This is a genomic window from Enterobacter hormaechei subsp. hoffmannii (assembly GCF_001729745.1).
GTDB lineage: Bacteria > Pseudomonadota > Gammaproteobacteria > Enterobacterales > Enterobacteriaceae > Enterobacter > Enterobacter intestinihominis.
Genome location: NZ_CP017186.1, coordinates 4,434,324 through 4,458,753 on the forward strand (window position 1 = coordinate 4,434,324; position 24,430 = coordinate 4,458,753).

24 protein-coding genes are annotated in these 24,430 nt (G+C 58.5%); 14 read left to right on the forward strand and 10 right to left on the reverse strand.

The window, feature by feature from the left end; translation table 11 throughout:
* Positions 1 to 56: 56 nt before the first annotated feature.
* On the forward strand, positions 57 to 755 hold the full coding sequence (cpxR, locus tag BFV65_RS20935) for an envelope stress response regulator transcription factor CpxR (RefSeq protein ID WP_003862004.1): 699 nt from the start codon (positions 57 to 59) through the stop codon (positions 753 to 755).
* Positions 752 to 2,125: an envelope stress sensor histidine kinase CpxA gene (gene cpxA / locus BFV65_RS20940; RefSeq protein WP_022649811.1), complete on the forward strand. Its 1,374-nt coding sequence runs from the start codon at positions 752 to 754 to the stop codon at positions 2,123 to 2,125. Before cpxR ends, cpxA begins: the two co-directional genes overlap by 4 nt.
* 99 nt (positions 2,126 to 2,224) lie before the next feature.
* On the opposite strand, the gene yiiM is transcribed toward cpxA, so the two are convergent.
* Together yiiM and sodA are read right to left on the reverse strand one after the other, a co-directional pair.
* On the reverse strand, positions 2,225 to 2,899 hold the full coding sequence (gene yiiM / locus BFV65_RS20945) for a 6-hydroxyaminopurine reductase (protein ID WP_038416933.1): 675 nt from the start codon (positions 2,897 to 2,899) through the stop codon (positions 2,225 to 2,227).
* 66 nt (positions 2,900 to 2,965) lie between these two features.
* Positions 2,966 to 3,586: a superoxide dismutase [Mn] gene (gene sodA / locus BFV65_RS20950; RefSeq protein ID WP_003861999.1), complete on the reverse strand. Its 621-nt coding sequence runs from the start codon at positions 3,584 to 3,586 to the stop codon at positions 2,966 to 2,968.
* Positions 3,587 to 3,874: 288 nt separating this feature from the next.
* Here sodA and rhaT point away from each other — a divergent pair, with 288 nt between their 5' ends.
* A complete protein-coding gene (rhaT, locus tag BFV65_RS20955) occupies positions 3,875 to 4,909 on the forward strand; it encodes an L-rhamnose/proton symporter RhaT (protein ID WP_069597058.1) in 1,035 nt (344 codons plus the stop codon).
* Here the strand turns inward: rhaT and rhaR are convergent, their stop codons facing one another.
* Together rhaR and rhaS (BFV65_RS20965) are read right to left on the reverse strand one after the other, a co-directional pair.
* Positions 4,910 to 5,758, reverse strand: coding sequence for an HTH-type transcriptional activator RhaR (gene rhaR, locus BFV65_RS20960; protein ID WP_032676783.1), 849 nt, complete (start codon positions 5,756 to 5,758; stop codon positions 4,910 to 4,912).
* 73 nt (positions 5,759 to 5,831) lie between these two features.
* Positions 5,832 to 6,668 carry an HTH-type transcriptional activator RhaS gene (rhaS, locus tag BFV65_RS20965; RefSeq protein WP_022649815.1) on the reverse strand — a complete coding sequence of 279 codons (837 nt, stop codon included), beginning with the start codon at positions 6,666 to 6,668 and terminating at the stop codon, positions 5,832 to 5,834.
* A gap of 301 nt (positions 6,669 to 6,969) precedes the next feature.
* On the opposite strand from rhaS (BFV65_RS20965), the gene rhaB reads away from it, so the two are divergent.
* From rhaB to rhaM, 9 genes are all read left to right on the forward strand, one after another.
* A complete protein-coding gene (rhaB, locus tag BFV65_RS20975; protein WP_023298908.1) occupies positions 6,970 to 8,439 on the forward strand; it encodes a rhamnulokinase in 1,470 nt (489 codons plus the stop codon).
* Entirely contained in the window at positions 8,436 to 9,695 is a 1,260-nt protein-coding gene (gene rhaA, locus BFV65_RS20980; RefSeq protein WP_023305094.1) for an L-rhamnose isomerase, read from the forward strand. The genes rhaB and rhaA overlap by 4 nt, the downstream gene beginning before the upstream one ends.
* Before the next feature lie 121 nt (positions 9,696 to 9,816).
* On the forward strand, positions 9,817 to 10,647 hold the full coding sequence (rhaD, locus tag BFV65_RS20985) for a rhamnulose-1-phosphate aldolase (RefSeq protein WP_069597059.1): 831 nt from the start codon (positions 9,817 to 9,819) through the stop codon (positions 10,645 to 10,647).
* An 82-nt stretch (positions 10,648 to 10,729) separates the two neighbouring features.
* Positions 10,730 to 11,716: a rhamnose ABC transporter substrate-binding protein gene (rhaS, locus tag BFV65_RS20990; protein ID WP_063138138.1), complete on the forward strand. Its 987-nt coding sequence runs from the start codon at positions 10,730 to 10,732 to the stop codon at positions 11,714 to 11,716.
* A 99-nt stretch (positions 11,717 to 11,815) separates the two neighbouring features.
* The gene (locus tag BFV65_RS20995) at positions 11,816 to 13,318 is read left to right on the forward strand and encodes a sugar ABC transporter ATP-binding protein (protein ID WP_069597060.1); all 1,503 of its coding nucleotides are present in this window, start codon (positions 11,816 to 11,818) and stop codon (positions 13,316 to 13,318) included.
* A complete protein-coding gene (locus tag BFV65_RS21000) occupies positions 13,318 to 14,322 on the forward strand; it encodes an ABC transporter permease (protein ID WP_023305096.1) in 1,005 nt (334 codons plus the stop codon). The genes BFV65_RS20995 and BFV65_RS21000 overlap by 1 nt, the downstream gene beginning before the upstream one ends.
* Positions 14,319 to 15,320 (forward strand): ABC transporter permease, encoded by a 1,002-nt coding sequence (locus BFV65_RS21005; protein WP_069597061.1) that lies wholly within the window; start codon positions 14,319 to 14,321, stop codon positions 15,318 to 15,320. The genes BFV65_RS21000 and BFV65_RS21005 overlap by 4 nt, the downstream gene beginning before the upstream one ends.
* A 135-nt stretch (positions 15,321 to 15,455) precedes the next feature.
* Entirely contained in the window at positions 15,456 to 16,604 is a 1,149-nt protein-coding gene (gene fucO / locus BFV65_RS21010; RefSeq protein ID WP_069597062.1) for a lactaldehyde reductase, read from the forward strand.
* The gene (gene rhaM / locus BFV65_RS21015; RefSeq protein ID WP_022649824.1) at positions 16,601 to 16,915 is read left to right on the forward strand and encodes an L-rhamnose mutarotase; all 315 of its coding nucleotides are present in this window, start codon (positions 16,601 to 16,603) and stop codon (positions 16,913 to 16,915) included. Before fucO ends, rhaM begins: the two co-directional genes overlap by 4 nt.
* Here the strand turns inward: rhaM and BFV65_RS21020 are convergent.
* The 4 genes from BFV65_RS21020 to BFV65_RS21035 form a co-directional block, all read right to left on the reverse strand.
* Positions 16,903 to 18,180: an MFS transporter gene (locus BFV65_RS21020; protein WP_069597063.1), complete on the reverse strand. Its 1,278-nt coding sequence runs from the start codon at positions 18,178 to 18,180 to the stop codon at positions 16,903 to 16,905. The two genes, rhaM and BFV65_RS21020, sit on opposite strands and share 13 nt — an antisense overlap.
* A 44-nt stretch (positions 18,181 to 18,224) precedes the next feature.
* Positions 18,225 to 20,348 (reverse strand): alpha-galactosidase, encoded by a 2,124-nt coding sequence (locus BFV65_RS21025; RefSeq protein ID WP_069597064.1) that lies wholly within the window; start codon positions 20,346 to 20,348, stop codon positions 18,225 to 18,227.
* 104 nt (positions 20,349 to 20,452) lie between these two features.
* Entirely contained in the window at positions 20,453 to 21,448 is a 996-nt protein-coding gene (locus BFV65_RS21030; RefSeq protein ID WP_058646057.1) for a LacI family DNA-binding transcriptional regulator, read from the reverse strand.
* A gap of 17 nt (positions 21,449 to 21,465) precedes the next feature.
* A complete protein-coding gene (locus BFV65_RS21035; protein ID WP_023305101.1) occupies positions 21,466 to 22,014 on the reverse strand; it encodes a helix-turn-helix domain-containing protein in 549 nt (182 codons plus the stop codon).
* Positions 22,015 to 22,117: 103 nt separating this feature from the next.
* Here BFV65_RS21035 and BFV65_RS21040 point away from each other — a divergent pair, with 103 nt between their 5' ends.
* Together BFV65_RS21040 and BFV65_RS21045 are read left to right on the forward strand one after the other, a co-directional pair.
* Entirely contained in the window at positions 22,118 to 22,777 is a 660-nt protein-coding gene (locus BFV65_RS21040) for an AzlC family ABC transporter permease (RefSeq protein ID WP_003861971.1), read from the forward strand.
* Positions 22,777 to 23,100: an AzlD domain-containing protein gene (locus tag BFV65_RS21045; protein WP_022649832.1), complete on the forward strand. Its 324-nt coding sequence runs from the start codon at positions 22,777 to 22,779 to the stop codon at positions 23,098 to 23,100. Before BFV65_RS21040 ends, BFV65_RS21045 begins: the two co-directional genes overlap by 1 nt.
* A gap of 40 nt (positions 23,101 to 23,140) precedes the next feature.
* Here BFV65_RS21045 and BFV65_RS21050 read toward each other — a convergent pair whose 3' ends face one another.
* Together BFV65_RS21050 and fdhD are read right to left on the reverse strand one after the other, a co-directional pair.
* Complete coding sequence (locus tag BFV65_RS21050) at positions 23,141 to 23,353, reverse strand: YdgH/BhsA/McbA family protein (RefSeq protein WP_003861966.1); 213 nt, start codon at positions 23,351 to 23,353, stop codon at positions 23,141 to 23,143.
* Between the two features lie 114 nt (positions 23,354 to 23,467).
* Positions 23,468 to 24,304: a formate dehydrogenase accessory sulfurtransferase FdhD gene (fdhD, locus tag BFV65_RS21055; RefSeq protein ID WP_045308722.1), complete on the reverse strand. Its 837-nt coding sequence runs from the start codon at positions 24,302 to 24,304 to the stop codon at positions 23,468 to 23,470.
* Between the last annotated feature and the right edge of the window lie 126 nt (positions 24,305 to 24,430).

Below are 24,430 nucleotides of genomic sequence, written 5' to 3' on the forward strand. Positions count from 1 at the left end.
AGTCATGGATTAGATAGCCTTGATGTCGTAATTTCTGCCTCGGAGGTATTTAAACAATGAATAAAATCCTGTTAGTTGATGATGACCGAGAGCTCACATCTCTTTTAAAGGAGTTGCTCGACATGGAAGGTTTCAACGTCCTGGTTGCCCATGATGGGGAACAGGCGCTGAGTCTCCTTGACGACAGCATCGATTTACTTTTGCTCGACGTCATGATGCCGAAGAAAAACGGTATTGATACGTTGAAAGAGCTTCGCCAGACACACCAGACCCCCGTCATTATGCTGACCGCGCGCGGCAGCGAGCTTGACCGCGTACTCGGCCTTGAGCTGGGTGCGGATGACTATTTACCTAAGCCGTTCAACGACCGTGAACTGGTGGCCCGTATTCGCGCGATCCTGCGCCGCTCTCACTGGAGCGAGCAGCAGCAGAATACCGACAACAGCTCACCTACGCTGGAAGTGGACTCCCTGAGCCTGAACCCGGGCCGCCAGGAAGCGAGCTTCGACGGTGAAACGCTGGAGCTAACCGGCACCGAGTTCACCCTGCTGTATCTGCTGGCGCAGCATCTCGGCCAGGTGGTGTCGCGTGAACACTTGAGCCAGGAAGTGCTGGGCAAACGCCTTACCCCGTTTGACCGCGCCATCGATATGCATATCTCGAACCTGCGCCGTAAGCTGCCGGAGCGTAAAGACGGTCACCCCTGGTTTAAAACCCTGCGTGGTCGCGGTTATCTGATGGTTTCCGCTTCATGATAGGCAGCTTAACCGCCCGCATCTTCGCCATCTTCTGGCTGACGCTGGCACTGGTTTTAATGCTCGTTTTGATGTTGCCAAAACTCGACTCACGCCAGATGACGGAGCTGCTCGACAGCGAGCAACGTCAGGGCGTGATGATCGAGCAGCACGTGGAAGCGGAGCTGGCAAACGATCCGCCGAACGATTTAATGTGGTGGCGCAGGCTGTTTCGCGCTATCGACAAGTGGGCGCCCCCCGGACAACGTCTTTTACTGGTCACTAGTGAAGGCCGCGTGATTGGGGCCGATCGCAATGAAATGCAGATTATCCGCAACTTTATTGGCCAGGCGGATAACGCCGATCACCCGCAGAAAAAGAAATATGGTCGGGTAGAAATGGTGGGCCCTTTCTCGGTGCGGGATGGGGAAGATAACTACCAGCTCTACCTGATTCGCCCCGCGAGCAGTTCCCAGTCCGACTTCATCAACCTGCTATTTGACCGTCCGCTGTTGCTGTTGATTGTCACCATGCTGGTTAGTTCCCCACTGCTGTTATGGCTGGCGTGGAGCCTGGCGAAACCGGCGCGTAAGCTGAAAAACGCGGCGGACGAAGTGGCGCAGGGCAACCTGAGGCAGCATCCGGAGCTGGAATCCGGGCCGCAGGAGTTCCTGGCCGCCGGAACCAGTTTTAACCAGATGGTGAGCGCGCTTGATCGAATGATGACGGCCCAGCAACGTCTGCTGTCGGATATCTCCCACGAGCTGCGAACGCCGCTCACGCGTTTACAGCTGGGTACCGCCCTGCTGCGCCGTCGCAGCGGTGAGAGCAAAGAGCTGGAGCGTATTGAGACGGAAGCGCATCGCCTGGACAGCATGATCAACGATCTGCTGGTGATGTCGCGTAATCAGCAGAAAAACGCGCTGGTGAGCGAAACGGTGAAAGCCAATCACCTCTGGCATGAGGTGCTGGACAACGCGGCCTTCGAAGCGGAACAGATGGGCAAATCCTTCACCGTCAATTTCCCGCCGGGCCCGTGGCCGCTGTACGGTAACCCCAACACGCTGGAAAGCGCGCTGGAGAATATCGTGCGTAACGCCCTGCGCTACTCGCACACGAAGATTGAAGTGGCGTTCTCGGTGGATAAAGACGGGATCACTATCATCGTGGACGACGACGGTCCAGGCGTCAGCCCGGAAGATCGCGAGCAGATTTTCCGTCCGTTCTACCGTACCGACGAGGCGCGCGACCGTGAATCTGGCGGTACGGGGCTGGGTCTGGCGATTGTTGAAACCGCCATGCAGCAGCACCGTGGCTGGGTGAAAGCCGATGACAGCCCGCTGGGCGGTCTGCGGTTAACGCTGTGGCTGCCGCTGTATAAGCGTTCATAATCCCCTCACCCTAACCCTCTCCCCATAGGGGAGAGGGGACGGCTCGGTGCGGTCTTTTCACCCTCGCCCCTTTAGGGAGAGGGCCGGGGTGAGGGGCAATTATTTCCCCCACAATCTCCGCGAACTGCTCTCGATCTTGCCGCTTATCCGCCGCTTCTGCATCGTTCTGGTCCAGCTGGTGGATAATCCTGCCGCTGACAGCAGGCGGTGAAACTGTTCATCGTCGAACGGCATATGCCAGGCAATGGCACAGGCCTCGAATACCGACACCTCACTCAGGCGCGAAGCCAGCTCAATCGGCGCATCCGCCGAAACCTGTCCCGCCTGCACAACGCGATACAGCCAGCCGGTTTTACCCGCGTTTTGCAGCTGGGCCGACATATCCTGAATGCCAAAATGGTAGTTAAGTTTGAAGCACGGCGAGCGCGGCTGGGTGACCTGAATCAGAGCATCGCCCCAGCGATAAATATCGCCAATAAAGACGTTCTTCTCCGTCAGCCCTTCCGTTGAGAGATTTTCGCCAAACGCGGGGGCGACGAAAAGGTCCGCCTGTTCAGGAAATTCGGTTTTCCAGTGCTGATAGTGCTCGCGCGGATAGTGGCACAGCGCGCGATCGGGCCCGCCGTGGATTTTCTTTTCGGCCTGCTGGTCGCCCGCCAGACCAAGCTCGGTAAGCGTCAGCTCACCGTCGACCTGCACTTTGGCGATAGCGCTCGGGCGACTGCCTTCGTACTCCCTTACCTTGCCTGTAAACACATTCACCGGGTAATGCATCTCCACTCCTTCAGATACAAAAAAAGCGAGTCATCAGACTCGCTTCTCACAGGCGTCAATGCAACCTTATTTTTTAGCGGCGAAACGCGCTGCTGCTTCGTCCCAGTTCACTACATCCCAGAAGGCTTTGATGTAGTCAGGGCGACGGTTCTGGAACTTCAGGTAGTAAGCGTGTTCCCACACGTCCAGACCCAGAATTGGGAAGCCGGATGCGCCAGAGATAGCTTCACCCATCAGCGGGGAGTCCTGGTTTGCGGTTGAAACGACCGCCAGTTTGTCACCTTTCAGGACCAGCCACGCCCAGCCAGAGCCGAAACGGGTTGCAGCGGCTTTTTCGAATTCCGCTTTGAAGTTGTCAACGGAACCGAAGTCACGCTCGATAGCCGCTTTCAGGTCGCCCTGAAGGGTGGTGCCGGTTTTCAGGCCTTTCCAGAACAGGCTGTGGTTAGCGTGACCGCCCGCGTTGTTGCGCAGCACGGTTTTCTTGTCTGCTGGCAGCTGGTCCAGTTTGGTGATCAGCTCTTCAACAGGCAGATTAGCGAACTCTGGCAGGCTTTCCAGCGCAGCATTCGCGTTATTCACGTAGGTCTGGTGATGTTTAGTGTGATGGATTTCCATCGTCTGCTTGTCGAAATGCGGTTCCAGTGCGTCGTAGGCATACGGCAGGGATGGCAGTGTATAACTCATAATCCTCTCCATTATTGTCGGGCGGCACAGCTGTTAATGCCGCGTAAGCAGTTGGTTCATTATAGTTAATTAAATGATATTGAAAATGATTATCAATGCCGTAGTTTTTATAAGGTTATTCGGTTTTTGAGAAATGAAGGAATTGTGAGTCTGCTCACGCGGTTAACGAGCTGATTGCCATTCAAAACAAAAGTGCGGCAACCTTCTGAAGGTTCCCAAACCGCCTAATTTTTACACTCATCAAGTCGGCGGGAAGCCTCCGGCTATAAAAACGATGAGGATGTAAAAATGAATCATGCGATTACGATGGGTATTTTCTGGCATTTGATAGGCGCGGCCAGTGCAGCCTGTTTCTATGCCCCGTTTAAAAAGGTGAAAGGCTGGTCATGGGAAACCATGTGGTCCGTTGGCGGTACCGTGTCCTGGCTGATTTTGCCGTGGACAATCAGCGCCATGCTGCTGCCCGATTTCTGGGGCTACTTCTCCTCCTTCAACGCCTCCACCCTGCTGCCGGTATTCCTGTTCGGCGCGATGTGGGGTATCGGTAATATCAACTACGGCCTCACCATGCGCTACCTCGGAATGTCGATGGGGATTGGCATCGCGATCGGCATTACGCTGATTGTTGGCACCCTGATGACGCCAATCCTCAACGGCAACTTCGATGTGCTGATCAACACCCAGGGTGGGCGAATGACGCTGCTGGGCGTGCTGGTAGCGGTGATCGGCGTGGGAATTGTCACCCGCGCGGGCCAGTTGAAAGAACGCAAGATGGGCATCAAAGCCGAAGAGTTCAACCTGAAGAAAGGGCTGCTACTGGCGGTGATGTGCGGCGTCTTCTCGGCGGGCATGTCGTTCGCGATGAACGCCGCCAAACCGATGCACGACGCCGCTGCGGCGCTGGGCGTCGACCCGCTGTACGTTGCCCTGCCAAGCTACGTGGTGATCATGGGCGGCGGCGCGCTGGTAAACCTCGGCTTTTGCTTCATTCGTCTGGCAAAAGTGAAGGATCTGTCGGTAAAAGCCGACTTCTCGCTGGCAAAACCGCTGATCGTCACCAACGTCCTGCTTTCCGCCCTCGGCGGTCTGATGTGGTATCTGCAATTCTTCTTCTACGCCTGGGGTCACGCCAGTATTCCGGCGCAGTATGACTACATGAGCTGGATGCTGCACATGAGCTTCTACGTGCTGTGCGGCGGGCTGGTTGGGCTGGTGCTGAAAGAGTGGAACAACGCCGGGCGTCGTCCGGTTGGCGTGCTGAGCCTGGGCTGCGTGGTGATAATTATTGCGGCCAATATCGTCGGCCTCGGCATGGCGAACTGATTACGCTGCCTTTCGACTGCGATGACGCCACTGAACCGGCGTCATCCCCACCTCACGGTTAAACACCACCGAAAAGTAGTTACTGTCCTCAAAGCCGCAGCGCATCGCCACTTCACTCACCATCAGCTCCGTATGCTGTAACAGATACTGAGCGTGGCAGATGCGCAGCTGGCGCAGATAGTGGTTTACCGTCATCCCCGTCTGGGTGCGGAACTGCTGGCGCAGCGCGCGCTCGCTGCACTGCTCCTGCTCGCAGAATTTTTCCAGCACGAAACTCTTGTTAAGACTGCCCGCAAGCCGGGTGATGAGCTTATCCAGCAGCGCTTCCTGCGTGGTGGCAGAGGGATTATCCGTAGCGTAACGATGGCGCTTCAGGGTCATCACCAGCTGGGCAAAAAGCAGCTCCGACATCTGGTTTGCCACCGGATCGCTCTTCTGGCTCTCCTGCTCCAGCTGGGAAATCGTCTGGCGCACCTGAGCCATGCCGTTGCTGCTTAAGCGCCAGTGCGGTTCGCCTCTGGCATCATGTAAACCGGGGATATTGCCCGACCAGTCGACATTCAGTTTAAGCCTGTCAGGGCAGTAGATGACGTTCTGCAACACCAGATCGTTAACCGAGGCGTAAGAGTGTTTATCTTCGGCGCGGATGTAGAACAGGTCTCCGCGCGTGATGCGGTAGGGACGGTCGTTGAGGACGTGCAGGCCGTTGCCCCGCCACACCAGCACCAGCTCGCAGAACTCGTGGGTATGCTCGGCAAAGACGTTTTGCGGATAGCGGTCCGCCACCGCAACGGCCTGACTCGCGGAGGCAAAAAAATCATCTTTACGAAGAATTAACTGAGCAGCCACACCACAACCTCGACGGCGAATAACCGGACATTATTAGCCTTTCTGCGGTAAAAAAACGGTGACTGCCCTCGCGTTACTGAAGCAACGCGTCTTTCCCCTGACGGATATCGCGCGGCGACCAGCTAAATTCCCGACGAAACAGCGTTGAAAAGTGGTTACTGTCGCCGAAACCGCAGCGATAGGCGATATCCGTGACGCTTTCATCCGTGTGCCTTAAAAGGTGACGCGCTTTGATCAGGCGCAGACGGTTGAGGTAGCGCTGCGGCGTCAGCCCGGTATGCTGCTTGAGCTGACGATGCAGCGTGCGCAGCGAGAGCGAAAAGTCATCCGCCAGCGTTTCCCAGCAGACATCTTCGGCAAAATGATCTTCCAGCCAGGCCATCAGCTGATTCAGGCGCGCGTCGTTATTTTCGAGCCCTTCCACCAGGCTGCTGCGCCGCAGCAGCACCAGCAGCTGCATAAACAGCATCTCGCGGGTAGCAATGGCGTGCGTCTCCTGTCCATCCTCGCTCTGCTCCATCTGGCTTACCAGCTGACGCACCTGCTGCAACGTGGACTGATTCACCCGCCAGTGCGACGGATAATGGCCGTCCTTCTCCTGCGGCAACAGCTGATTCAGCCCGGAGAGAAACTGAAACGCATCCGGAGAACGATAGAGCACATTGGTCAGGCACAGGTTATCGGTATGTTCATACAGGTGCCTGTCGTGATCGCGCACGAAGCACACCGTACCGCCGCTGATGGTATACGGCTGACCATTAAACACGTGGATGCCCGTTCCGTGCTCAACAATCACAATTTCATGAAAATCATGATGATGTTCCGGGAACGCAGCCTGAGGCAGCCGTGGCTCAATCGCAACCGGCGAAGCCCCCGAAGGAAAAAAATCGACGCTGTGCAGTACGGTCATAACGGCCTCTACCAATGAGAAAAGTTCTCAAAATAGTAATTAAGGCCTTCCCCGCTCACCTTAAATTTTTGACAGCAAACCGCGCAAAAGCTGCCGGTTTTTCAAGAAACAGGCGGAAAGATCGGGAAATGCGGTCAGCGTCACACTGCCTGCAAACCCCGCGATTACTGGAAACTGTGAACTCCCTCACGTTCATCTTTGCTTTCTTGCCAGCGCGAGATTTGGGCTGTCAGTGGCGAGAAGGTGGCTATTTCTTCCCTTTCTTACACTCCTCGCTAATGACTTAAGAAAGGACCCGACCATGACTTTTCGCCATTGTGTGGCTGTCGATTTAGGCGCATCCAGCGGCCGTGTAATGCTCGCCACCTGGGACTGCGACCTGCACACCCTTACGCTTCGCGAAATGCACCGTTTCGCCAATTGTCTGCAAAAACAGGACGGTTTTGTTACCTGGGATATCGACGCCCTGGAAGCAGAGATCCGCACCGGACTTCACAACGTCTGCGAAGACGGTATTCGCATCGACAGTATCGGCATTGATACCTGGGGTGTGGATTACGTGCTGCTGGACAGTCACGGCGAACGCGTCGGCCTGCCGGTCTCCTACCGCGACAGCCGCACCGATGGGCTGATGGCGCACGCCATCGCGCAGCTTGGCAAGGAGAACATCTATGGTCGCAGTGGCATCCAGTTCCTGCCGTTTAACACGCTGTATCAGCTACGTGCGCTGGTTGAGCAACAGCCTGAGCTGGTCGAAAAGGTGGCGCATGCGCTGCTGATCCCGGACTACTTAAGCTACCGTCTGACCGGCAATATGAACTGGGAATACACCAACGCCACCACCACGCAGCTGGTCAACATCAACACCGATAACTGGGATGAACATCTGCTGGCCTGGACGGGCGCCTCGCCGTCCTGGTTCGGCGCGCCAACCCATCCGGGCAATGTGATCGGTCACTGGCTTTGCCCGCAGGGGAATGAAATCCCTGTTGTCGCCGTCGCCAGTCACGACACCGCGAGCGCGGTCATTGCCTCGCCGCTCGCCGACAAAGATGCGGCCTATCTCTCTTCCGGCACCTGGTCGCTGATGGGCTTCGAGAGCAAAACCCCGTACACCAGCGATGCCGCGATGGCGGCGAACATCACCAACGAAGGCGGTGCCGAAGGCCGCTACCGGGTGCTGAAGAACATCATGGGGCTGTGGCTGCTCCAGCGGGTGCTGAAAGAGCAGGCCATCACCGACCTGCCCGCACTTATCGCGGAAACCGAAACGCTGAAGGCCTGCACCTTCCTGATCAACCCGAACGACGATCGCTTTATCAACCCGGTGCACATGAGCGCCGAAATCCAGGCCGCCTGTTTTGAAGCGGGGCAGCCGGTACCTTCCCGCCCCGCCGAGCTGGCACGCTGCATTTTTGACAGCCTCGCCCTGCTGTATGCCGACATCCTGAGCGAGCTAGCTGACCTTCGCGGCAAACCGTTCACACAACTGCATATCGTGGGCGGCGGCTGCCAGAACCAGCTGCTGAACCAGCTCTGCGCGGATGCCTGCGGCATTACCGTGGTGGCAGGTCCGATTGAAGCCTCCACGCTCGGCAATATCGGCATTCAGCTGATGACCCTGGACGAACTTTCAAACGTCGACGATTTCCGTTCGGTGGTGACGGCGAATAACAGCCTGACCACCTTCACCCCCCATCCCTGCCATGAAATTGCCCGCTACCGGGCGCAGTTTCAGCAAAAACGACTGACTAAGGAGCTTTGCGCATGACCACTCAACTTGAACAAGCCTGGGATCTGGCTAAACAGCGTTTCGCCGCCGTCGGCGTGGATGTCGAAGAGGCGCTGCGCCAGCTCGACCGTCTGCCCGTCTCCATGCACTGCTGGCAGGGTGATGACGTCGCCGGTTTCGAGAACCCGGGCGGTTCCCTGACGGGGGGTATTCAGGCCACGGGTAACTACCCGGGCAAAGCGCGCAACGCCACCGAACTGCGTGCGGATCTGGAGCTGGCGCTGAGCCTGATCCCCGGGCCAAAGCGCCTGAACCTGCACGCCATTTATCTCGAATCCGACGAGCCGGTCGCGCGTAACGAAATCAAACCGGAACACTTTAAGAACTGGGTGGAGTGGGCAAAGGCCAACCGGCTGGGTCTGGATTTTAACCCGTCCTGCTTCTCGCACCCGCTGAGCGCGGACGGGTTTACCCTTGCGCACGCCAACGACGAAATCCGCCAGTTCTGGATCGACCATGTCAAAGCCAGCCGCCGGGTCTCGGCGTATTTCGGCGAGCAGCTTGGCACGCCATCGGTAATGAATATCTGGATCCCGGACGGCATGAAAGACATCACCGTAGACCGACTGGCCCCGCGTCAGCGTCTGCTGGCCGCGCTGGATGAAGCTATCAGCGAAAAACTGGACCCGGCGCACCACATCGACGCCGTCGAGAGCAAGCTGTTCGGCATTGGCGCAGAGAGCTACACCGTGGGCTCAAACGAGTTCTACATGGGTTACGCCACCAGCCGCCAGACCGCGCTGTGCCTGGATGCCGGCCATTTCCACCCAACCGAGGTGATCTCCGACAAAATTTCCGCCGCCATGCTCTACGTGCCGCGTCTGCTGCTGCACGTCAGCCGCCCGGTGCGCTGGGACAGCGACCACGTGGTACTGCTGGATGACGAAACCCAGGCCATTGCCAGCGAAATCATCCGCCACGACCTCTTTGAACGCGTACACATTGGCCTCGACTTCTTCGACGCCTCCATCAACCGCATCGCGGCGTGGGTTATCGGCACCCGCAACATGAAGAAAGCCCTGCTGCGCGCGCTGCTGGAGCCTGTCGCCGCCCTGAAACAGCTGGAAGAAAACGGCGACTACACCGCGCGCCTGGCGCTGCTGGAAGAGCAGAAATCCCTGCCGTGGCAGGCGGTGTGGGAGATGTACTGCCAGCGTCACGATGCGCCTGCGGGCAGCCAGTGGCTGGACAACGTGCGGGCATATGAGGAAGACGTGTTGAGTCAGCGCGGGTAACTGCCCCCTCACCCCTGCCCTCTCCCCAAAGGGGAGAGGGAGCAAACCATCCCCTCTCCCCTTTGGGGAGAGGGTTAGGGTGAGGGGTTCAACCTCACCGCGATAACTGGAAATGAAAACTATGCAGACCATCACCACTTCCTGGTTCGTCCAGGGCATGATCAAAGCCACCTCTGACGCCTGGCTCAAAGGCTGGGATGAGCGCAACGGCGGCAACCTGACGCTACGCCTGGACGACGCGGATATCGAGCCATTTGCCGCCGATTTCCACCAGAAGCCGCGCTATATCGCCCTGAGCCAGCCGATGCCGCTGCTCGCCAACACGCCGTTTATCGTCACCGGTTCCGGGAAGTTCTTCCGCAACGTCCAGCTCGACCCGCAGGCCAACCTTGGCGTGGTGAAAGTGGACAGCGACGGTGCGGGCTACCACATTCTCTGGGGTCTGACGGACGACGCGGTACCGACATCCGAACTCCCGGCACACTTCCTCTCCCACTGCGAGCGCATCAAGGCGACCAATGGCAAGGACCGCGTAATCATGCACTGCCACGCCACCAACCTGATCGCCCTGACCTACGTGCTGGAAAATAATTCTGATTTCTTCACCCGCAAACTGTGGGAAGGCAGTACCGAGTGTCTGGTGGTGTTCCCGGACGGCGTCGGCATTCTGTCGTGGATGGTGCCGGGCACCGACGAAATCGGTCAGGCAACCGCAACGGACATGCAGAAGCACTCACTGGTGCTGTGGCCGTTCCACGGCGTCTTCGGCAGCGGCCCGACGCTGGATGAAACCTTCGGCCTGATCGACACCGCTGAGAAATCCGCGGAAGTGCTGGTGAAGGTCTATTCCATGGGCGGCATGAAGCAGACCATCACCCGGGAAGAGCTGATCGCCCTGGGCAAACGCTTTGGCGTCACCCCCATGCAGTCGGCGTTAGATCTGTACCAATAACAACATCGCGCCCCGCTCATTGAGACGGGGCGAAAACCACCTGCAATCCCTACAACTAACTCAAGTCAGTGGAGTAAAAGCAATGAAAATAAAAGCAAGCTTGATCCTCACCGTTGCCGCTCTGGCGTTGTCCGGTTCCGCTTTAGCAGAAGTGAAAATCGCCCTGGTGGCGAAGTCCTTAGGAAATGGATTCTTCGAGGCAGCGAACGTCGGCGCGCAGGAGGCGGCCAAAGAGTTAGGCGATGTAAAAGTGATTTATACCGGCCCGACTACCACCACGGCGGAAGCGCAGATCGAGGTGCTGAACGGGTTGATCGCCCAGGGCGTGGATGCGATCGCGATTTCCGCGAACGATCCGGACGCCGTCGTGCCGGTGCTGAAAAAAGCGATGCAGCGCGGCATTAAGGTTGTGTCGTGGGACTCCGGGGTGGCGAAAGCCGGACGCCAGATCCACCTCAACCCGTCCAATAATGCCCTGATTGGCGAAACCAACGTGAAGCTCGCCGCCGACGCGCTGAAAGCGCTGAATGTCGAGAAAGGCGACGTGGCGGTGCTGAGTGCCACGCCAACCTCCACCAACCAGAATACCTGGATTGCGGAGATGAAAAAGGTGCTGTCGAAGTACCCGTCCGTCAATCTGGTGACCGTGGCCTACGGAGACGATCTCTCTGACAAAAGCTACCGCGAAGCGGTCGGCTTGCTGAAAACCTACCCCGAACTGAAAGTGATTGTTTCGCCATCGTCCGTGGGCATCGTGGCCGCTGCGCAGGCGGTGAAGGACCAGGGCAAGATTGGCAAAGTGTACGTCACCGGTTTAGGCCTGCCGTCCGAGATGGCGGGCGCGGTGAAGTCCGGCGCGAGCAAGAGCTTTGCCATCTGGAACCCGATTGACCTCGGCTATGCGGCAACCTACCTGGCGGATGACCTGGTGAAAGGCACGGCCACGAAAGGTGAGGCCAGCATGGGCAGACTGGGCAAAGTGAAGCTGGATGCTGACGGCAACGGCGCGATGGCCGAGCCGTTCGTCTACGATGCCAGCAATATTGATAAGTTCTCGAAAATCTTTTGATGCAATTTGTAGGCCGGATAAGCGTAGCGCCATCCGGCAAAAGGCGGGTGGCGCTGCCGCTTACCCGCCCTACAAATTCCTCTGTCCAGGAGAACTATCATGACCCCATTGCTACAGCTTTCTGGCATCACCAAGGTGTTCCCCGGCGTGCGTGCTCTTGAGAACGTGCAGCTTGCGCTGTGGCCCGGCAAAGTGACCGCCCTGATAGGCGAAAACGGCGCGGGCAAGTCGACGCTGGTCAAAGTGATGACCGGCATTTACCAGCCCGACGAGGGCGAAATTCTCTATAAAGCGATCCCCGTTCATCTCCCGACGCCGGAGTCGGCGCATAAAATGGGCATCACCGCCATTCACCAGGAAACCGTGCTGTTTGATGAACTCTCGGTCACCGAGAATATTTTTGTCGGTCAGTACCTTCACAAAGGCTTCCTGAAAAAGCTCGACTGGCCGGAAATGCACCGCCGGGCGCAGGCGATCCTCATGCGGCTGGAAGTGCAAATCGACCCGCGCGCGACGCTGAAAACCCTGAGCATCGCCCAGCGTCATATGGTGGCGATTGCCCGCGCGCTGTCGTTTGAGGCGCAGGTGGTGATCCTCGATGAACCCACGGCGGCGCTGTCGCAGCATGAAATCCTCGAGTTTTACCAGATTGTGGAGCGCTTAAAGCAGGAGGGCAAAGCCATCCTGTTTATCTCCCACAAGTTCGACGAGATTTTTGAGCTGGCGGACCATTATACCATTTTGCGCGACGGCGCGTTCGTCGGCGCAGGTGCAATAAATGAGATCACCGAGGAGCGCATGGTGTCGATGATGGTCGGGCGCGCCATTACCCAAACTTTCCCTAAAATCGACTGCGAAAAAGGCGAGACGGTGCTGGAGGTGAAAAACCTCTGCCATCCGACCGAGTTTGCGCATATCTCGTTCTCCCTGCGTAAAGGGGAAATCCTCGGCTTTTACGGGCTGGTGGGGGCCGGGCGTACCGAGCTGATGCAGGCGCTTTCCGGCGTCACGCGGCCATCGTCCGGGGAAATTATCCTCAACGGACAGCCCAGGCGCTTCCGCCAGCCTGCGGATGCGATCAAAGCCGGTATCGTCTGCGTGCCGGAAGAAAGACAGAAACAGGGGGCGATTATCGCCCTGCCGATTGCCCAGAACATCAGCCTGCCTCAGCTCAGCAAGCTCAATCCGAACGGTGTGCTGCATGACGACCGTGAATGGAAGCTGGCGGACGAGTACGCCAAACGCCTGCTAGTGAAAGCCTTCAGCTGGAAGCAGGCGGTGGAGACCCTCTCTGGCGGCAACCAGCAAAAGGTCGTGATCGGCAAATGGCTGGCGACGCACCCTGACGTGATTATCCTCGATGAGCCGACAAAAGGCATCGATATCGGCTCAAAAGCAGCCGTGCATCAGTTTATGTCCGAGCTGGTCAGTCAGGGGCTGGCGGTAATTATGGTCTCGTCCGAACTGCCGGAAGTGATGGGCATGGCGGATCGCATTATCGTCATGCACGAGGGGCTGATGGTGGCCGAGTACCAGGCGGGAGACGCGACGGCGGAAACCATCGTCAGCGCCGCCAGCGGTGCAAAACAGGAGGCGGCATAATGCTTAGCTCACTCTTAAAACACCGCGAAGCCCTGCTGGGCGCGGTGATTATCCTGATGATCGTCGCCATTGGCAGCCGCGTGCCATCGTTTATCGCGCCGGGCAACCTGGTGGAGATGTTTAACGACACCGCCATTCTGATCGTCCTCGCGCTCGGGCAGATGATGGTGCTGCTCACGAAAGGCATCGACCTGTCGATGGCGGCCAATCTGGCCCTGACCGGGATGATTGTCGCCCTGATTAATTTCCATTACCCGGACGTGCCCGTCTGGGCGCTGCTGATCCTTGCCAGCGTGCTTGGGCTGCTGATGGGCGCGATAAACGGCCTGCTGGTGTGGAAGCTGGGCATTCCGGCGATTGTGGTAACGCTCGGCACTATGAGCATCTACCGCGGAATGATCTTTTTGCTCTCCGGCGGCGGCTGGGTGAACTCAAACCAGATGGGTACAGATTTCCTCGGCCTGCCACGTGCGTCAGTGCTGGGCTTGCCGGTGCTGAGCTGGTGTGCCATCGCCGCGCTGCTGCTGGTGGGCTACTTCCTGCGCTACAGCCGCACCGGACGAGCGCTCTACACCGCAGGCGGTAATGCCACGGCAGCGTACTACACCGGGATCAACGCCGGAAAAATGCAGTTCATTAGTTTCTGCCTTTCCGGTCTGCTGGCCGGGTTCTGCGGCTACCTGTGGATATCGCGCTTTGCCGTTGCGTATGTTGACGTCGCTAACGGTTTTGAATTGCAGGTGGTGGCAGCCTGTGTGATTGGGGGGATCAGCACCATGGGCGGCACCGGGCGCGTGCTCGGCTGTCTGTTTGGCGCACTGTTCCTCGGGGTGATTAACAACGCCCTGCCGGTGATCGGCGTCTCACCGTTCTGGCAGATGGCGATTTCCGGCACGGTAATTGTGATAGCGGTGCTGCTGAACGAGCGCGGCAATAAACGTAAAGGCCGATTGATACTGCGCGATGCGGCGCTGGCACGTCAGAAACTGGCGGTGAAATCATGAGCAAAATGATGACATCTGAAGCAATCAAACCCACTTCTGCGCCGGGCATCTTCCAGCGTCTGCTGTGCTGGGAGGGGTTCCTGCTGGCGGTGACGCTGGCGGTGTTTGTGGTGAACGCGCTCGCCTCACCCTACTTCCTCAATATCTGGAACCTCTCCGACGCGACGTTCAACTTCACCGAAAAAGCGATCATCGTGTTGCCGATGGCGATGCTGATTATCGCCAGGGAAATTGACCTGTCGGTAGCCTCCACCATCGCGCTCAGCTCCACGGTGATGGGCTTTTGCGCGGCGGCGGGCGTCGATACGCCGCTGCTGGTCTGCGTCGGATTAGGCGTCGGGCTACTGTGCGGGCTGTTCAACGGCATTCTGGTGACGCGCTTTAACCTGTCGTCCATCGTCATCACCATCGGCACCATGAGCCTGTACCGCGGGATCACCTACATTCTGCTCGGGGACCAGGCGCTGAACAGCTACCCGGAGAGCTTCGCCTGGTTCGGCCAGGGCTACGTCTGGGGCGCGCTGTCGTTTGAATTCGCGCTGTTTATCGTGCTGGCCGCTCTGTTTGCCTTTGTGCTGCACCGCACCAACTTTGGCCGCCGCACCTACGCCATCGGCAACAACCCGACCGGCGCGTGGTACTCCGGCATCAACGTGAAGCGCCACAGCCTGATCCTCTTCGCGCTGGTGGGGCTGATGTCCGGCCTGGCGTCGGTGCTGCTTACCTCGCGACTGGGCAGCACCCGCCCGACCATCGCGATGGGCTGGGAGCTGGCGGTGGTGACGATGGCGGTGCTCGGCGGCGTCAATATTCTCGGTGGGTCCGGCAGCATGGTGGGCGTGATTATCGCCGCCTTCCTGATGGGGCTGGTGTCCTTCGGCCTGAGCCTGCTCAACGTGCCCGGCATTGTGATGTCGGTGATTATCGGCGCGATGCTGATCGTGGTGATTTCGCTGCCGATTATTACCCGCCGGATGATGCAGCGAAGACGGAATTAAATTGCCCCTCACCCCTGCCCTCTCCCCTGAGGGGAGAGGGTGAAAAGCCGCACCGAGCAGTCCCCTCTCCCCTCCGGGGAGAGGGTTAGGGTGAGGGGAACGGATTACCTCAAAAGCATATTAAGGAGAATTATCATGAGCTTTATGTTGGCACTCCCCAAAATCAGCCTGCACGGCGCGGGCGCGATCGGCGATATGGTCAATCTGGTGGCAAACAAACAGTGGGGAAAAGCGCTGATTGTCACCGACGGCCAGTTGGTGAAGCTGGGCCTGCTCGACAGTTTGTTTTCCGCGCTCGACGCCCATCAGATGTCGTATCACCTGTTCGATGAGGTATTCCCGAATCCGACGGAAGCGCTGGTGCAAAAAGGCTATGCGGCATATCAGGATGCAGAGTGTGATTACCTGATTGCCTTTGGCGGCGGCAGCCCGATTGATACCGCCAAGGCAATCAAAATCCTCACCGCCAACCCCGGTCCGTCAACCGATTATTCCGGCGTCGGCAAGGTGAAAAACGCGGGCGTGCCGCTGGTGGCGATCAACACCACCGCAGGCACGGCAGCGGAGATGACCAGCAACGCGGTGATCATCGACTCCGCGCGGCAGGTGAAAGAGGTGATCATCGATCCGAACATCATCCCCGATATCGCCGTGGACGATGCCAGCGTGATGCTCGATATTCCGGCCTCCGTGACCGCCGCAACCGGCATGGACGCGCTAACCCACGCCATTGAAGCTTACGTCTCCGTGGGCGCACACCCGCTGACCGATGCCAACGCGCTGGAAGCCATTCGCCTGATCAACCTCTGGCTGCCGAAAGCGGTCGAAGACGGTCACAACCTGGAAGCGCGCGAGCAGATGGCCTTTGGGCAGTATCTGGCGGGCATGGCGTTTAACAGCGCCGGGCTGGGGCTGGTGCATGCTCTGGCGCACCAGCCGGGCGCGACGCACAACCTGCCGCACGGCGTGTGCAACGCCATCCTGCTGCCGATCATCGAAAACTTTAACCGCCCGAACGCGGTCGCCCGATTCGCCCGTGTGGCGCAGGCGATGGGCGTTGACACGCGCGGCATGAGCGATGAAGCGGCCAGCATGTCAGCCATTCAGGCGATTCGCGATCTAAGTGCCCGCGTCGGCATTCCGTCCGGATTTAGCCAGCTCGGCGTCACCAAAGCCGATATTGAAGGCTGGCTGGATAAAGCCCTCGCTGACCCGTGCACGCCGTGCAACCCGCGCACCGCCAGCCGCGATGAGGTCCGCGAGCTGTACCTGGAGGCATTATGATCCGCAAAGCGTTTGTGATGCAGGTAAACCCGGATGCGCACGAGGAGTATGCGCGCCGCCACAACCCGATCTGGCCTGAGCTGGAAGCGGTGCTGAAAGCCCACGGCGCGCACCACTACGCCATTTACCTCGACAAAGCCCGCAACCTGCTGTTTGCGACAGTGGAGATTGAATCGGAGGAGCGCTGGAACGCGGTGGCAAACACCGACGTCTGCCAGCGCTGGTGGAAACATATGGCTGACGTTATGCCGTCTAACCCGGACAACAGCCCGGTGAGTGCGGAGCTGAACGAGGTGTTTTACCTGGACTGATGTGTTAACGCTGCTGCCCCTGCGGTAGCAGCAATCTCCCGCCTGCCACTCAGCGTAAATGCCGACACCACCGTAATCGCCAGCACGAAGCAGCCCAGCATCAGGTACGTCTCCTGGAAGCCGACCCGGTCATACATATTCCCGGCAAAGGCGGAGAGGAAAATCGCCGCCGACTGTTTGGCAAACTGGAAGCCAATCAGGTAGATGGTGGCCGACAGGCGCGTATCAAACACCCCGGTGATGTACTTGAATGCCCCCACCAGCAGGAACGGGACTTCCAGCGCGTGCAGCATCTTCAGGGCAATCACCTCCACGGCAGTGGTGGCAAACGACGAGCCGATAATGCGCGTCGCCATGATTACCCCGGCAATCAGCAGCGTGTTTTTCGCACCGATGCGGTTAATGATCCACGGCGAGCAGAACATGATGATCGCGTTACAGATTTCCCCCGCTGTGGTGGCGAAACCAAAGGCGCGGGTCCCCTCCTGCGGCGTGGCGAAGAAGGTTTTGAAGAAGGTAGCAAACTGCTGGTCGAAGACGTCATATACGCAGGCCACGCCAATCACGTACAGGATGAACATCCACATTCTGCGCTGGCGGAACAGGTTGAACACGGTTTTAGCGGTGATCTGCGGCTGATTGGCGCCCAGGGCATTCATCACCTGCGCCGTCTGGTTGGGCTTCGGTTTCGCGACCATCAGCAGCAGCATCAGCAACAGCGCCGCCGCCGATCCCATCCAGAAAACATACGACGGATCGATGCCGAACAGGATGCCGCCCGTTGAGGCGCACAGCCCCCAGCCGAGACAGCCGAACATGCGCGCCTTGCCGTACTCAAAAAAGCTGTTGCGGCTCACGCGTTCAATGTAGGCCTCAATCGCCCCAGAACCCGCTGAGAAGACAAAGCCGATATACACCCCGCCGCTCAGCGCCCCCAGCCAGATATTGGTTTTCAGCAGCGGGGCGAAGACGTACAGGAAGAACGGCGCGAACAGGAACAGCAGCACCGAAATGATCCACAGCAGGTGTTTTTTCAGCCCCAGCTTGTCCGAAATGACCCCCAGCACCGGCTGGAAGGCAATGGCCGACAGCGAGATGCAGGAGAAAACAATCCCCGTATGGGTTTTGTTCAGGCCGATGATGTCCGACAGCCAGATCGGCAGGAACGGAAAACAGGTGGCCATGATGAAGAAGTAGAGAAAGAAGAACAGCCCGAAGATCCAGAAGTTAGGGTTGTCTTTGTGGGTACAGGTTGTTGTGTTCATTATTTTTATCCTCAACGGAGGGCCGGTTGCCCGGCCCGTCACCCTTACACGCGTTCCACACCAATCAGAATGGCGGTTTCTGGATCCAGAATTGGCAGCGCAATACCCGCCTGCATCAGCCATTCACCGCTTACCGTTTGCGGCGCGTCCATCCACGCCGGCAGCTTGCGCATGGTGTGCCCGCCCTCGCCCGTAATCTGAATGTTCGGGTGATCGAGCAGCGTGATGCGGTACTGCGCGCTGGCGTCTAACCCCGGCATGCGCAGCGGCATCATCAGGGTGTAATCCGGCATCGCGAGCTGGCTGACCAAAAACAGCCCCTGCGTCTTGTCTTCGCTCACTATACCCTGCGCCAGGGTGGTGGCGTCCGGCATATCCACGCGCCACTGGGTGCCGTGATGAATGACCTCGCGCCACCGCTTATACAGCGCGGCGTAATGTCGATAGCCTTCACGCTCCTGCGCGTCGACGGTGAGCGGATCCAGCTCCAGCCCCATGTGACCAAACAGCGCCGTCAGCCCGCGGAACTGAATGCTGTGCTGGCGGAAGGTAGCGTGACATTTATGATGACCGATATGCGCCCCCATCACCTCCGGCGGGAAGAAGTAGCCCATGCCGCGCTGGATAGTATTGCGCTCCAGCGCGTCGTTATTGTCGGACGCCCAGAAGCGGTGGCAGCGGGTCAGCACTTCATAATCGATTCGCCCGCCACCCGACGAGCAGGATTCAAACTCAATGTGCGGGAAACGCTCGCCCAGCACGTCCAGCAGGCGATAAAACTGGCGGGTCTGGGCATCGGCGGCGGCTTTGCCCTTGTGCCCTGGCTGCACCAGCTCGCGGTTCATGTCCCATTTCACGTAGTCGACCGCATGCTCGCCCAGCAGCCAGCTCATGCGCTCGACCAGATAATCAAAGGCCTGCGGAATATTAAGATTGAGCACCAGCTGATGTCGCCCGGTCGCCTGGGCGTAGCCCCGCAGCGCCAGCACCCAGTCAGGGTGCGCGCGGTACAGATCGGAATCCGGGTTAATCATCTCCGGCTCAACCCAGATACCAAACTCCATGCCGAGCTGTTTAACGTGATCGATTACCGGCTTAAGGCCGTTCGGGTATTTTTTCTCGTCCAGATACCAGTCGCCCAGCGCGGCGTGGTCGTCGTTGCGGCCTTTGAACCAGCCGTCGTCAATGATAAAGCGCTCCACGCCCAGCGCTGCGGCCTCGTCGGCCATGCGCATGATGTAGTCCGGATCGTGGTCGAAGTAGATCCCCTCCCAGGTGTTGAGATGCACCGGGCGCGGTTTATCTTCCGGGAAGCGGATAACGTTATCGCGCAGGTAGCGGTGGAACTGCTGGCTCATGCCATTCAGCCCGTGCGGGGAGTGGCTGGCATACAGGCGCGGCGTCCAGAGCGTTTCCCCCTCTTCAATCGCCATTTCACCCGGCAGGTAGAGCGCTTCGGCCTGCATATAGCGGCGGCCATCGGTTTTCACCTCTGCGCGCAGGCGGTGGTTGCCGCTCCAGCCCAGATGCACACCCCAGACGTCGCCCTGCATTTCGCTGAACGATGGCGTACCGGCGATCAGCGCCGGGAAATGTTCGTGGGAGGTTTTACCCCGGCGGTTTTCAATCACAAAGCTGTCATGTTCAAGCATCACGCGGTGCGGCTGAAACTCCCTGATCCAGCGTCCGTGGAAGGCCATCACCTCCTGCGCGCGCTCGGCAATCGGGAGCGTCACGGCAAAGCGATCCACCTGCCACGCCTGCGTTTTCAGGTTGGTTAACCCATGGCGCACCACCAGTACGCCGCTGGCATCCAGCGTTAATTCACTGGTCAGGCGCAGGCCCGCCTGTTTATCTTCCGCCGTTACCGTCAGGGTTTGCCCCTGCTGTTGTACGCCTGTGGTGGTGAAGACAGGCGATCCGTCCAGCCCCTGACGATGCCCATCGATGCCGGGCGAACCAAACAGGCCGTGCCCCAGCTCTGCCATCAGCGTGACGGGGGAGTCGACGTCCAGCCTGCCGTTAGCAACCGGGCGCGCAATACTCAGCACATCCTGCGGCGAGAATTGCTGAAGGTGCGGCCCCCAGTAGAGAATTTCGGCGAACGGGTGGGTTTTTAGCACCACGTCAACCGTATTGCTTTCAAGTCGAAAAATGGCATCTTGCATCGGACATCTCCTGTCATCGGGATGTCCTGAGTGTTGATCCGAAACGTTTCGGATATAAACCACAACGTTTCGGATCTGTGATCGAGTTTTGAATTTTGGTGTAATCAGGCCGTCTGGCCTGGGGAAAATTCCGGCTGCCAGAGCACCTGAAGCGTATCAATGTCGTCGCCGTTAATCAGCTGGCGCACCATATCGGCAATCTGTTTCCCGACACCCTGACGGGTAGACTGGATCACCGCCGCGACATCGATATCGACAATGCTGTCCTGCGGTAAACCGTCATAGACCACCAGCGAGACGGCATTTTCACCGGTTAAGCGCCCCATCTGCGCCAGAGCCATCGCTGCGCCGTCGCCATGAGTGTTGCAGTCGGTAATGATGGCCGTGGGCGGCTGCGGCAGGGAGAGAAGTTCTTGCGTGGTGGCATACCCCACGCGGCGCGAAGGGGGCAAGGCGCGCAGCCATTCGCTGGAAAGACCGGCTTCCCGCAGCGCGTCCAGGAAGCCCTGGCGACGCTGGGTGATGAATGCCTGGTTGTTGCTTTCGCCCAGCAGCGCAATGCGCTGATGGCCTTTCTCGATCAGCCAGCGGGTGGCCTGATACGTACCGGCATAGTTGTCGAAATCGAACCACGCGTACGGCTGCGGCAGCTGGCTGCGGCCGAGCGCCAGGAACGGGAACCCGGCGGCCTGAAGCTGCTCAAGACGCGGATCGTGATCCAGCGTATGCGCGACAATCAGCGCATCCACGCGTCGGCTCTGCATCATGCGCATATAGCTGTGTTTGTCCGCCAGATCGTCGTCAGCGATGAGCAGCAGGTCAATCTCATGTCGCGCCAGTTCGTGGCTAATTTCGCCGACCATGTCCATAAAGACGCTATTATTGAGCGGAACAGGATGCACCGGAAACACCAGCCCGACGGCGTCGATTTTGCCCATCTTCAGGCGACGGGCAAAGGTATTTGGTCGGTAGCCACGGCGCTGGGCCTCCGCTTCCACGCGGGCGCGCGTCTCAGCAGAAACGTCGTCATATCCGTTGAGGGCGCGGCTGACGGTGGTAACAGACAGCCCCAGTTCTTTGGCAATGGCTTTAAGCGACATGATTTTCCGTATCTTCTTTAGTTTTGTTCCGCCACCAGCAGCGCGTGCGTATCGGGCTCCAGCGCCTTAAAGATATGCGGCTGGTCAGCGGGATAGCAAATGTAATCTCCCGGGCCGAGCTCTTCTGCCGCGTCGATCAGGCCGACCATCGCCCGCCCCTGGGTCACGATAATATGCTCAACCGACCCAGGCGGATGCGGCTGGGAAATACGGTCTGCCCCCGGCTGAGTCAGCAGCAGGTAGATATCACGACGCGCCCCCGGCGGACACGCCGCGAGCAAAATCGCCTCGTAGTTCGCCTGCCCGGCGACAACTTTTGTGCCCTCGCCGCGGCGGATCACCTGCGTGACGGGCTGCTGTGGCTCCAGTAATCGGGCAAACGGAATATCCAGCGCCACGCAAAGCGACCAGAGCGTTTCCAGGCTAGGGTTGCCGTTGCCAGACTCCAGTTGTGAAAGCGTGGATTTAGCGATCCCGGCACGGCGGGCGATCTCCGCCAGCGAAAGTCCGGTTCGCAGGCGTTCTCGCACCAGGCTTCTGGCGATTACGCTGATTGGCTGCGTCATAATAACGGCCTCATTCTCTCTATAACGAACGAATCGTTCGTCTTGTAAAACGTTTTTGATGCGTTCATTATAATGGAAATACGTTCGATATGGCTAAAATGGTATGAAGAATCACCTCTCTTGCCTGAAAGGCGACACGATAAAAGCGATCGTCCTGGTCTGCCTAGCGGTGGGCGTGGTCGGCATGTCTTATGGCTCACTGGCGATGGCCTACGGTTTCCCGCTGTGGGTGCCGTTTGTTCTCTCCCTCACGGTGCTGGCAGGCGCATCCGAGTTTATGTTTATCGGCATCGTAGCGAGCGGCGGCAATCCGCTGGCAGCGGCCGCTGCGGGTTTGCTGGTAAACGCGCGCCATGTGCCGTTCGGCGTGACGGTGCGTGACCTGGTGGGCAAGCGCGGCCTGAGCTTTCTGGGCTGTCATATCATGAACGATGAAAGCGTGGTGTTTGGCCTGTCGCAAAAAACCGCCGAGCAGCGTAAAGCGGCCTACTGGCTGTGCGGGTTAGGCGTGGCAATCATCTGGCCGCTGGGCGCGGTGCTGGGGGCGATGGTCGGCAAGCTACTGCCAGACCCGGAAACCATCGGGCTGGACGCGGTGTTCCCGGCGATCCTGCTGGCGTTAGTGGTGCCGGCATTTAAAAACCGTACCACGCTGATCCGCGCCTGTAGCGGCGCGGTGTTGTCGTTGGCCGCCGTACCGTTTGCGCCGGTTGGCCTGCCGGTGCTGCTCTCTTTGCTCGGCCTTGCCGCGAGGAAAAAATAATGGAAAACATGACGGTCTTTATTCTCGGCATCGCCATTCTTTCTGCCGGAACCTATCTGATGCGTCTCGGTGGGGCAAAACTCGGCAGCCGGCTGGCGCTTTCTGAACGGTCGCAGGCGCTGCTTTCAGATGCGGCTACCGTTTTGTTGTTCTCCGTCGCGCTGGCGACAACGTTTTATGAAGGGGACCATTTTGCCGGGATGGCGCGCGTGCTGGGGGTGGGGTTCGCGGTGTTTCTGGCCTGGCGCAAAATGCCGTTAATTGTGGTGATCGTCGCGGCGGCGGTGGTGACGGCGCTACTGCGTCTGGCGGGCATAAACTAAAAAAGCGCCCCAGGGGCGCTCTTTCGACGGTACTGCGAAATTATTTGTTCAGTTCAGCGGTCATGTGTACGCGGTTACCGGTGAATGCCTGGGTAATTTTGTAGGATGACGCGCCCGCTTCCTGAGCCTGTGCGGCGATTTTAGCTTCTGCACCGTCCAGCGTAGAGGCGGATGCGGTCACAGTCTGCGCAGCGAAAGAACCGAAAGATGTAGCCAGAGCGATTACTGCGACAAAAGTTTTGATGCTTTTCATGAGATAAACCCTTTCGTTAAGTTGTTTAGATAAGGCACCGTGCCTTGATGAGATAAATACTAGAACTCATCATGAACAACTAAAAGCGGAAGGATTTGCTATACTCATTCAAAATTACTGATTAACAATTAATCGCTGCGGATGGGTGTAAATTGTCGCCCTGCCTGGCTTGCAGAACCCCACCAGCGTCAGGTTGCAGCGCTCCGCCACTTCAACCGCCAGCGTGGTTGCCGCTGACACCGCAAACAAAATTTCCACGCCGCACATGGCGGATTTTTGCACCATCTCGTAGCTGGCGCGGCTGGAAACGAGCGCGGCCCCTTGCTGCCAGACGTTGTTTTCCCGAGCGCGACGGCCCAGCAGCTTATCCAGCGCGACGTGGCGGCCAACATCTTCATGCCCGCCTGCAATGCTCCCCGACGGCAATACCCACGCCGCCGCATGCGTACAACCGCTGAGCTGGCCGATGGGCTGAACGTCATTCAGGTGCACAAGCGCCCGATCAAGATGCGCCAGATTGAACGTCTGGGTGAACGGCAGCGGGATAATGGGTTTGCCGATATCGTTAAGCTGTTCAACACCGCACACGCCGCAGCCGGTACGTCCGGCCAGCGCCCGGCGGCGCTCTTTCAGCCCCATAAAGCGGCGGCTGGAGAGTTCGATTTGCACTTCGAGACCGTTACAGGCCGGTACGACGTCCATGCCGTAGATTTCCTGCGGATGCGCAATGATGCCTTCCGAGAGGGAGAAACCGATGGCGAACAGCTCGAGATCTTTCGGCGAGGCCATCATCACCACATGCGAAATCCCGTTGTAAACCAGGGCAACGGGGACCTCTTCCGCCAGAAAATCCGGCGTGGCATGTGAAATGTGAGGCGGTCTGTGTACCGACAGTTCCACAATGCCCGCAGGCAGTGGCGACGCGTGGGTAGCACGGTTTTGTTTAAACACGACGGTATTCCTGAACAACCACGGAAGTGAGCCTGCTATTGCACCACAAACAGCGGACCTTACGCATAGTATGGATCAACTTTTCAGCATCCATTCTCCTACTCAATTCGGAGGGGTGCAACCGGT

What these genes read in the sequence shown, in the direction of transcription:
- cpxR (WP_003862004.1), top strand. Translation starts at nt 57, where the DNA reads ATGAATAAAATCCTGTTAGTTGATGATGACCGAGAGCTCACATCTCTT.
- cpxA (WP_022649811.1), top strand. Translation starts at nt 752, where the DNA reads ATGATAGGCAGCTTAACCGCCCGCATCTTCGCCATCTTCTGGCTGACG.
- yiiM (WP_038416933.1), bottom strand. Translation starts at nt 2,899, where the DNA reads ATGCATTACCCGGTGAATGTGTTTACAGGCAAGGTAAGGGAGTACGAA.
- sodA (WP_003861999.1), bottom strand. Translation starts at nt 3,586, where the DNA reads ATGAGTTATACACTGCCATCCCTGCCGTATGCCTACGACGCACTGGAA.
- rhaT (WP_069597058.1), top strand. Translation starts at nt 3,875, where the DNA reads ATGAATCATGCGATTACGATGGGTATTTTCTGGCATTTGATAGGCGCG.
- rhaS (WP_022649815.1), bottom strand. Translation starts at nt 6,668, where the DNA reads ATGACCGTACTGCACAGCGTCGATTTTTTTCCTTCGGGGGCTTCGCCG.
- rhaB (WP_023298908.1), top strand. Translation starts at nt 6,970, where the DNA reads ATGACTTTTCGCCATTGTGTGGCTGTCGATTTAGGCGCATCCAGCGGC.
- rhaA (WP_023305094.1), top strand. Translation starts at nt 8,436, where the DNA reads ATGACCACTCAACTTGAACAAGCCTGGGATCTGGCTAAACAGCGTTTC.
- rhaD (WP_069597059.1), top strand. Translation starts at nt 9,817, where the DNA reads ATGCAGACCATCACCACTTCCTGGTTCGTCCAGGGCATGATCAAAGCC.
- rhaS (WP_063138138.1), top strand. Translation starts at nt 10,730, where the DNA reads ATGAAAATAAAAGCAAGCTTGATCCTCACCGTTGCCGCTCTGGCGTTG.
- BFV65_RS20995 (WP_069597060.1), top strand. Translation starts at nt 11,816, where the DNA reads ATGACCCCATTGCTACAGCTTTCTGGCATCACCAAGGTGTTCCCCGGC.
- BFV65_RS21000 (WP_023305096.1), top strand. Translation starts at nt 13,318, where the DNA reads ATGCTTAGCTCACTCTTAAAACACCGCGAAGCCCTGCTGGGCGCGGTG.
- BFV65_RS21005 (WP_069597061.1), top strand. Translation starts at nt 14,319, where the DNA reads ATGAGCAAAATGATGACATCTGAAGCAATCAAACCCACTTCTGCGCCG.
- fucO (WP_069597062.1), top strand. Translation starts at nt 15,456, where the DNA reads ATGAGCTTTATGTTGGCACTCCCCAAAATCAGCCTGCACGGCGCGGGC.
- rhaM (WP_022649824.1), top strand. Translation starts at nt 16,601, where the DNA reads ATGATCCGCAAAGCGTTTGTGATGCAGGTAAACCCGGATGCGCACGAG.
- BFV65_RS21020 (WP_069597063.1), bottom strand. Translation starts at nt 18,180, where the DNA reads ATGAACACAACAACCTGTACCCACAAAGACAACCCTAACTTCTGGATC.
- BFV65_RS21025 (WP_069597064.1), bottom strand. Translation starts at nt 20,348, where the DNA reads ATGCAAGATGCCATTTTTCGACTTGAAAGCAATACGGTTGACGTGGTG.
- BFV65_RS21030 (WP_058646057.1), bottom strand. Translation starts at nt 21,448, where the DNA reads ATGTCGCTTAAAGCCATTGCCAAAGAACTGGGGCTGTCTGTTACCACC.
- BFV65_RS21035 (WP_023305101.1), bottom strand. Translation starts at nt 22,014, where the DNA reads ATGACGCAGCCAATCAGCGTAATCGCCAGAAGCCTGGTGCGAGAACGC.
- BFV65_RS21040 (WP_003861971.1), top strand. Translation starts at nt 22,118, where the DNA reads ATGAAGAATCACCTCTCTTGCCTGAAAGGCGACACGATAAAAGCGATC.
- BFV65_RS21045 (WP_022649832.1), top strand. Translation starts at nt 22,777, where the DNA reads ATGGAAAACATGACGGTCTTTATTCTCGGCATCGCCATTCTTTCTGCC.
- BFV65_RS21050 (WP_003861966.1), bottom strand. Translation starts at nt 23,353, where the DNA reads ATGAAAAGCATCAAAACTTTTGTCGCAGTAATCGCTCTGGCTACATCT.